Below are 7,203 nucleotides of genomic sequence, written 5' to 3' on the forward strand. Positions count from 1 at the left end.
AAAGGAACCTCAACGACCGGATCAGATCCGCTCGTCGGGGTATCAACATATCTGGCGTTGATTTTTGGCACGCTGTTGAGTTCTCAAGGAACGGACGCTTCCTTTGTACTCACCCTCGCGGGCTTTCCTCCGGGCGCTTCCCTTCGGTCTTGCGTGTCCGACTCTATCAGATCTTTCCGATCCGATTTCCTCGGGCTGTTCGCCTTCCCGGGTCCCGCTTTCGCGATTTCCCTTTCCGGCGGCTCCGACTTTATCAGTGTTTTCCCTGCTCCCTGACCACCGTCCTGCGAGAACGCAGAAGTTGACCCCGGGATAGGATCTGACAAGTTGGATTTGCTGCGGGGTAGTGACGCGAGATCGCGCCGTCCAGCCCCAGGCAGGTGCCCGACTGTACAGGGGGCCGCGGAGCAGGTGCAAATCAACAAGAAGAAGTGGTCTAGACCTCTAATCGGTTCTCTCGTACGGAACCGGTACTACCTATGACATACGCTGCATCACAGTGCGCCGTCCGAGACCGACAGTGACGGGCCCTTACCGATCTCCGCCCCTGGGAGGCTTCCCATGACCACCGTGACATCCCCGCTCGCAGGACGGGCGATCGGACTCGACTCCGTGCCCGATCCCGTCTTCTCCGGGGCCATGGTCGGCCCGGGTATGGCGATCGACCCCCTGCGGGAGCCCTCCACGGCTGTCTCCCCCGTCGACGGCGTCGTCGTCTCTCTGCACCCGCATGCGTTCGTCGTGGTCGACGAGAGCGGTCACGGTGTCCTCACCCATCTCGGCATCGACACCGTGCAGCTCAACGGTGACGGCTTCGAACTGCTCGTCAACAAGGGCGACACCGTGACTCGCGGTCAGGGTGTGGTGCGCTGGAGCCCTGCGGCAGTCGAGGCCTCCGGCAAGTCCCCGGTGTGCCCGGTCGTGGCCTTGGACGCCACGGTGGAGGCACTCTCCGAACTGCGCGACGACGGCGAGGTCAAGGCCGGCGACTCCCTCTTCCTCTGGAAGTGACGCCGGTGCCGTCGCCCGACGGCAAGCAGGGCAACCCACACGGCGGCGGATACCGCCGCATTACCGGAGACAGGTGAGATGGAGACAACGCTGCGAGGCGTCGGTGTGAGCCATGGTGTGGCGATCGGCGAGGTTCGGCACATGGGAACTGCGGTCCTCGAGCCGCCGGCCAGACAGATCCCGGCCGAGGAGGCGGAGCGTGAACAGGGGCGCGCCCGCAAGGCCGTGGAGGCGGTGGCGGCCGATCTGATGGCGCGCGGCAATCTGGCGGGCGGCGAAGCCCAGGCGGTCCTCGAGGCCCAGGCCATGATGGCCCAGGACCCCGAGCTGATGACGGACGTGGAACGTCGCATCGTCGAAAGCAGTACCGCCGAGCGTGCGGTGTACGACGCGTTCGCCGCCTACCGCGAGCTGCTGGCCGCTGCCGGTGAGTATCTGGCGGGTCGCGTGGCCGACCTCGACGACGTGCGGAACCGCATCGTCGCCCGGCTGCTCGGGGTTCCGATGCCGGGTGTTCCGGACAGCGACGAACCCTATGTCCTCGTGGCCCGTGATCTCGCCCCGGCGGACACGGCGCTGCTGGACCCGACCCTGGTGCTCGGTTTCGTGACCGAGGAAGGGGGACCCACCAGTCACAGCGCGATCCTGGCTCGGGCGCTCGGTGTGCCGGCCGTGGTGGCCCTGCCCGGTGCCGGTGAGCTCGCCGAAGGGACACTGATCGCCGTCGACGGCAGCACCGGTGAGATCTTCGTGAACCCGAGCGAGAAGAAGAAGGGGCAGCTCGAGGCCGCGGCGGCCGAGCGTCGGGCGGCGCTGAGCGCGTCGACCGGGCCCGGTGCGACCGCCGACGGTCACACGGTGCCGTTGCTGGCGAACATCGGCGGTCCGGCGGATGTGCCGGCCGCGGTCGAGGCGGGCGCGGAGGGTGTCGGCCTCTTCCGTACCGAGTTCCTCTTCCTGGACGACAGCAAGAACGCTCCCTCCGAGGAGAAGCAGGTCGCGGCCTACCGTCAGGTGCTCGAGGCGTTCCCCGAGGGCCGTGTGGTCGTGCGGGTGCTGGACGCGGGCGCGGACAAGCCGCTGGACTTCCTCACCCCGGCGGACGAGCCGAACCCGGCACTGGGCGTGCGCGGTCTCCGGTCTCTGCTCGACCACCCCGAGGTGCTGCGTACCCAACTGTCGGCGCTGGTCAAGGCCTCGGAAGGGCTGTCCGTCCACCTTGAGGTGATGGCCCCGATGGTGGCGGACCGGGCCGATGCCAAGGCCTTCGCCGACGCATGCCGTGAGGCGGGGCTGCACGCGAAGTTCGGTGCGATGGTCGAGATTCCGTCGGCCGCACTGCGGGCGCGCTCGATCCTGCAGGAGGTGGAGTTCCTGTCGCTGGGGACGAACGACCTCGCGCAGTACACGTTCGCCGCGGACCGTCAGGTGGGGGCGGTGTCCCGGCTGCAGGATCCGTGGCAGCCCGCACTGCTCGACCTGGTGGCCTTGGCGGCGGAGGCCGCCAAGGCCGAGGGCAAGAGCTGTGGTGTCTGCGGTGAGGCCGCGTCCGACCCGTTGCTCGCTTCGGTGCTGACCGGTCTGGGTGTCACCTCCCTCTCCATGGGTGCGGCGTCCATCCCCTATGTGCGGGCGGCGCTGGCGAAGTTCACTCTGGCGCAGTGCGAGCGGGCCGCGGCGGCGGCCCGTGCGACGGACAGTGCCGAGGAGGCCCGTAGGGCCGCTCAGACGGTGCTGTCGGGCGAGTAGCAGGGCAGGCAGGACACGGTAGGCGGGCTGACGATCGCCGCCGCTGTTCCCGAAGGGGCGCTCCATGCAAGGGGCGCCCCTTCTTGGCGGCCGCTCCCCGTTTCCCTCTCCGTTCTGCGTCCCCTTTCCGTTCGGGGTTCAGTGGTGGTGGGACGGGCTCGGGTCCTCCCCGAGGTCGGGCGGCTCGCAGTAGTCGACGTTGGACTCGGGCGGGATGGGGTCTCCCGATTCGATGTCGGTGCAGTAGGCGTCGAAGACCTCCCCTGCGGTGAGGGGCTCGAGGCCATGGGCGCGCAACCGCCAGCCGTGGACGCGGTCGGGGGTGCCCGGGGCGGTGGTCCGCATGACGAGCCCGCCCGGCTTGTCGGTGGCGAGGCCGACGGCCAGCACCGTGGTGAATTCGAGGATCTCGGTGTCGTCCAGTTCCAGGCGTCCGCCGTTGTCGTCGGCGTGGAGGACGGCGACCAGGGTCTCGGGTGGTCCGGAGACGCTGCAGACGAGGTGCCGGCTCCCGGGACCTGCCGTGTCGAGGATGCGGACGAGCAGCCGGGAGGCTCGGGTGAAGGCTTCGCGGCCCAGGTCCTCGCCGCACGAGGGACAGGCTCCGAGACGCGCGAGGAGCATGGTCGCGTACTCCCAGGTCGCGCGGCGGACGCCCTCGTCGACGAGGGCGGGCAGGAGGTCGGTCAGGGGCTGCCCCTCGTAGGGGACGGTGGCTCCGGTGGCCGCGATTTCGGCCGTGAAGCGGGTGCGGCTGGTGTGGCTGTCCGGGTCGAGGCCGCGTTGTGCGCAGAACTCCGTGTACTCCTCGGGGTCGAAGAGGGCCAGTGTGGTGTGGCTGCCCTGCAGGGCCCGTGTCCTGAGGACGGCCTCCACGTGTTCGAGGTAGATGCCGTGGTCGTCGAAGAGGAAGCTCCGGTAGTGCCGCATGGCGCGGAAGTCGTGCTCGTCGGTCAGCAGCCCGATGGTGCCCGCGATCTCGCGGCGCAGGACGCGTCGCATGGTGCGGTGGTCGGTGTACGTCATGTCTCCCCCTGTACAGTCGATCAATGCTCACTCACAGTAACCAGGGGTACTGACAACGGCGTCCGGGCGGGCGGCTGCGGACCGGGCGGGCAGGGTGAGGTCAGGCGCGTTTGCGGGCCAGGTCCTCGTAGAACGTGAGCAGGTCCAGATTGTCGACGGAGCCGGCGTTGACCGCCTTCTCCAGCGGTGTGCCCTGGAGGAGGCGTTTGACCGGGACCTCGATGCGTTTGCCGGTCAGGGTGTGCGGGACACCGGGCACCTCGATGATCTCGTCGGGGACGTGGCGTGGGGACAGTTCCTCGCGGATGGTCCGCTGGATGCGGCCCTTCAGTCCCTCGTCGAGCACGGCGCCCGGTGTCAGGTGGACGAACAGGGGCATCCAGTAGCCGCCGTCGGGCTGTTCGATGCCGATGACGAGGGATTCCTTGATCTCGGGAAGGCGCTCGACGGCCTCGTAGATGTCCGCCGACCCCATGCGGACGCCTTGGCGGTTGAGCGTGGAGTCGGAACGGCCGTGGATGACGACGGAACCTCGGGAGGTGAGGGTGATCCAGTCGCCGTGCCGCCAGACGCCGGGATAGGTGTCGAAGTAGCTGTCGTGGTAGCGGCTGCCGTCGGGGTCGTTCCAGAAGTAGATCGGCATGGACGGCATGGGATGGGTGACCACGAGCTCGCCGACCTCGTCGGTCAGGGGCCTGCCGTTCGGGTCCCAGGACTGCAGGTCCGTGCCGAGGCAGGGTGCCTGCAGTTCGCCGACGTGGACGGGGAGGGTGGGGACGGCGCCGGCGAAGCAGGAGCACACGTCCGTGCCGCCGCTGACGGAGGCGATCCACAGGTCGTCGCGCACCTCGTCGTGCAGCCAGCGGAAGCCGTCGGGCGGCAGGGGGGAGCCGGTGGTGGCGACGCACTGCACCGCTGAGAGGTCGAAGTCGCGCGAGGGGTGCACATCCGCCTTGCGGCAGGCCATGACGTATGCGGCGGAGGTGCCGTAGAGGGTGGCGCCGGTGCGTTCGGCGATCCGCCACTGGGCGCCTGTGTCCGGGTAGCCGGGGCTTCCGTCGTACAGGACGATCGTCGTTCCGGTGAGCAGGCCGGAGACGAGGAAGTTCCACATCATCCAGCCGGTCGACGTGTACCAGAAGAAGCGGTCCTCCGGGCCCAGGTCGCAGTGGAGTCCGAGCTGCTTGAGGTGTTCGACCAGGATGCCGCCCTGGGACTGGACGATCGCCTTCGGCAGTCCGGTGGTGCCGGAGGAGTAGAGCACCCACAGGGGGTGCTCGAAGGGCACCTGCTCGAAGACCGGTTCGGTGTCCGCGGAGGTGAGGGCCTGCCAGTCGAGTGTCCCGTCCGGGGCGTCGGTGCCGAGCAGGGGGATGTGCACGACGGCGCGCAGGGTGGGCAGTTCACGGCGTAGTTCGGCGACGACGTCGCGGCGGTCGTGCTCCTTGCCGCCGTAGCGGTAGCCGTCGACGGTGAACAGGACGACCGGTTCGACCTGCTGGAAGCGGTCGAGCACACTGCGGGCTCCGAAGTCGGGCGCGCAGGAGGTCCACACGCCGCCCACCGCCGCGGTGGCCAGGAAGGCGACGACGGCCTGCGGGATGTTGGGCAGGTAGCCGCTGACGCGGTCGCCGGGGCGTACGCCGAGGGCGCGCAGTTCGGCTGCCAGGGAACCGACCTGGCGGCGCAGCTCGGCCCAGGTGACGGGCCTCGGGTCGTGGGTCTCGTCGACGTGCAGGAGCGCCGGCTCGTCCGCGCGGGTCGCGGCGGCGCGCAGGGCGTGTTCGGCGTAGTTGAGGGTGGCACCGGGGAACCACTGGGCGCCGGGCATCGAACGGTCGCCCAGTACGCGCGCGTAGGGGGCCGAGAAGCGGACGTCGAACCACTCCGTGACGGCCTTCCAGAAGGTTTCCGGCTCGTCCACGGACCAGCGGTGCAGCGTGGCGTAGCCGCCCTCGGCGGGGGCGCCGTGGTGCTCGGCCGCCCACGCGTGGAACGTGGTGATCCGGGCGCGGGCGATGCGTTCCGGATCTGGCTGCCAGAGCGGCTGGGGGTTCACGGTCGACATGGGCGGCTCCCGGACTGTGCGCGTCGTGTGCGTCCTGCGCGCACGGGCTGGGGTGTGCGCGTGACGCGGCTGACAGGGACGATGCCACGTGATCGTCTTCCGTACCAGGGCGCGGCCCACATGGTCCCGGTCGTGAAGATGTGGTCCGATCATGGGTGAACGGCAGTTGAACGCCACTCGTGCGAGGTGCGGACAGTGGCAGGGTGAGCACCATGGACGGTCGTGACCTGGTGCGTTCGGTGAGATCGGTCGGCTCGGTGGGGACGGCTCAGGGTGTGCGCACCGTACGAGCAGCGTGGCGCAGGCGGCGGGCCGATGCCACCGGGCTGCCACCGCGCGGGGCGGAGCGCGCGCGGACTCCGGGGCCGGTACGGGAGGTGGAACCCGGGCCCGGGGGTGGTGTCGTCCGGTTCGGCCGTTCCGAGCTGCGGATCCGCGTCGCCGTGAACGGGGCCGTCTTCTGGGGCTGGGACGGGGCGGCTCCGGAGCCGTCGTACGCGCTGGCCGGGCGCTGTCCCGACCCGGATCCGCGGGCGGTGCTGGAGCCGGACACCAACGGCGGCTGGCGGGTGGTCGCCGAGCGGGTGACGGTCGCCGTCTCGTGGCACGGCGCGGTGGAGGTGCTCACTCCGGGTGGTGTGGTGCTGCGTCGGGAGCTGCCGCCGCGGTGGTGGGAACCGGTGGCGGGGGGCCCGGCGCGCTGGATGCAGCGGTCCGAGGTGCGTGCCGACGCCCGGTTCTTCGGGCTCGGGGGACGGGCCTCGGGGCCGAGGCTGCGGGACGGCACCTACCGGCTGTGGAACACGGGTCCCGGTCGCGGTGCCGAGGCCGGCGGCGATCCGTTTCCCCTCACGATGCCGGTGCAGCTGGTACTGGCCGACGCGGGCACACATCTCGCGTTCCACGACTGTTCGTGGGACGGCACCGTGACGCTGCGGGAAGGCGCGGAGGGCGCCGGCTCCGGGCACGACCGGGCGGGGACCAGCGAGCTGCGGATGGACGGGGGCCCGCTGCGCTGCTGGGTGATGGTGGGTACTCCCGCGCGGGTGCTGCTCGCCTGGGCGTCGCTGACCGGTGCTCCCGCGCTGCCGCCCGCGTGGGCCCTCGGTCATCATCACGTGCGGTGGGGCGACGGCGGTGAGCACGAGGTGCGGCGGGCCGTCGCCGGCCATCAGGAGCACGGGCTGCCGCTCGACGCCGTCCACCTCGGTAGCGGTCATCACGACGCCCACCAGGGGTTCACCGTGGACCAGGAACGGTTCCCCAAGCTGCCGGCTCTCGCCGACGAGCTGCGGCGGGACGGGATCCGGCTGGTTTCGGTCGTCGGTCCGGCGGTCCCCGCCGGGGAC

General features: G+C 70.2%; 6 protein-coding genes. 4 read left to right on the top strand and 2 right to left on the bottom strand.

Annotation, left to right across the window (positions count from 1 at the left end; translation table 11 throughout):
• The 3 genes from AOK11_RS44105 to ptsP form a co-directional block, all read left to right on the top strand.
• On the top strand, positions 1 to 276 hold a 276-nt coding region (locus AOK11_RS44105), incomplete at its 5' end, for a hypothetical protein (RefSeq protein ID WP_206188947.1).
• A 285-nt stretch (positions 277 to 561) separates the two neighbouring features.
• Positions 562 to 1,011 carry a PTS sugar transporter subunit IIA gene (locus AOK11_RS28655; protein ID WP_055596627.1) on the top strand — a complete coding sequence of 150 codons (450 nt, stop codon included), beginning with the start codon at positions 562 to 564 and terminating at the stop codon, positions 1,009 to 1,011.
• 78 nt (positions 1,012 to 1,089) lie between these two features.
• Positions 1,090 to 2,760: a phosphoenolpyruvate--protein phosphotransferase gene (ptsP, locus tag AOK11_RS28660; protein WP_055596628.1), complete on the top strand. Its 1,671-nt coding sequence runs from the start codon at positions 1,090 to 1,092 to the stop codon at positions 2,758 to 2,760.
• Positions 2,761 to 2,898: 138 nt separating this feature from the next.
• On the opposite strand, the gene AOK11_RS28665 is transcribed toward ptsP, so the two are convergent.
• Positions 2,899 to 3,786 carry a hypothetical protein gene (locus AOK11_RS28665; protein ID WP_055596629.1) on the bottom strand — a complete coding sequence of 296 codons (888 nt, stop codon included), beginning with the start codon at positions 3,784 to 3,786 and terminating at the stop codon, positions 2,899 to 2,901.
• 100 nt (positions 3,787 to 3,886) lie between these two features.
• Positions 3,887 to 5,854, bottom strand: a complete 1,968-nt coding sequence (locus AOK11_RS28670; protein ID WP_055596630.1) for an acetoacetate--CoA ligase — start codon at positions 5,852 to 5,854, stop codon at positions 3,887 to 3,889.
• Positions 5,855 to 6,066: 212 nt separating this feature from the next.
• Here AOK11_RS28670 and AOK11_RS28675 point away from each other — a divergent pair.
• Positions 6,067 to 7,203: TIM-barrel domain-containing protein (locus tag AOK11_RS28675; protein WP_276204851.1), on the top strand; the 1,137-nt coding region annotated here is incomplete at its 3' end.

Source organism: Streptomyces hirsutus (assembly GCF_001418415.1).
Taxonomy (GTDB): domain Bacteria; phylum Actinomycetota; class Actinomycetes; order Streptomycetales; family Streptomycetaceae; genus Streptomyces; species Streptomyces hirsutus.

Excerpts from the sequence above, each read along its gene's own strand:
- AOK11_RS28655 (WP_055596627.1), top strand. The coding sequence starts at position 562 with ATGACCACCGTGACATCCCCGCTCGCAGGACGGGCGATCGGACTCGAC.
- ptsP (WP_055596628.1), top strand. The coding sequence starts at position 1,090 with ATGGAGACAACGCTGCGAGGCGTCGGTGTGAGCCATGGTGTGGCGATC.
- AOK11_RS28665 (WP_055596629.1), bottom strand. The coding sequence starts at position 3,786 with ATGACGTACACCGACCACCGCACCATGCGACGCGTCCTGCGCCGCGAG.
- AOK11_RS28670 (WP_055596630.1), bottom strand. The coding sequence starts at position 5,854 with ATGTCGACCGTGAACCCCCAGCCGCTCTGGCAGCCAGATCCGGAACGC.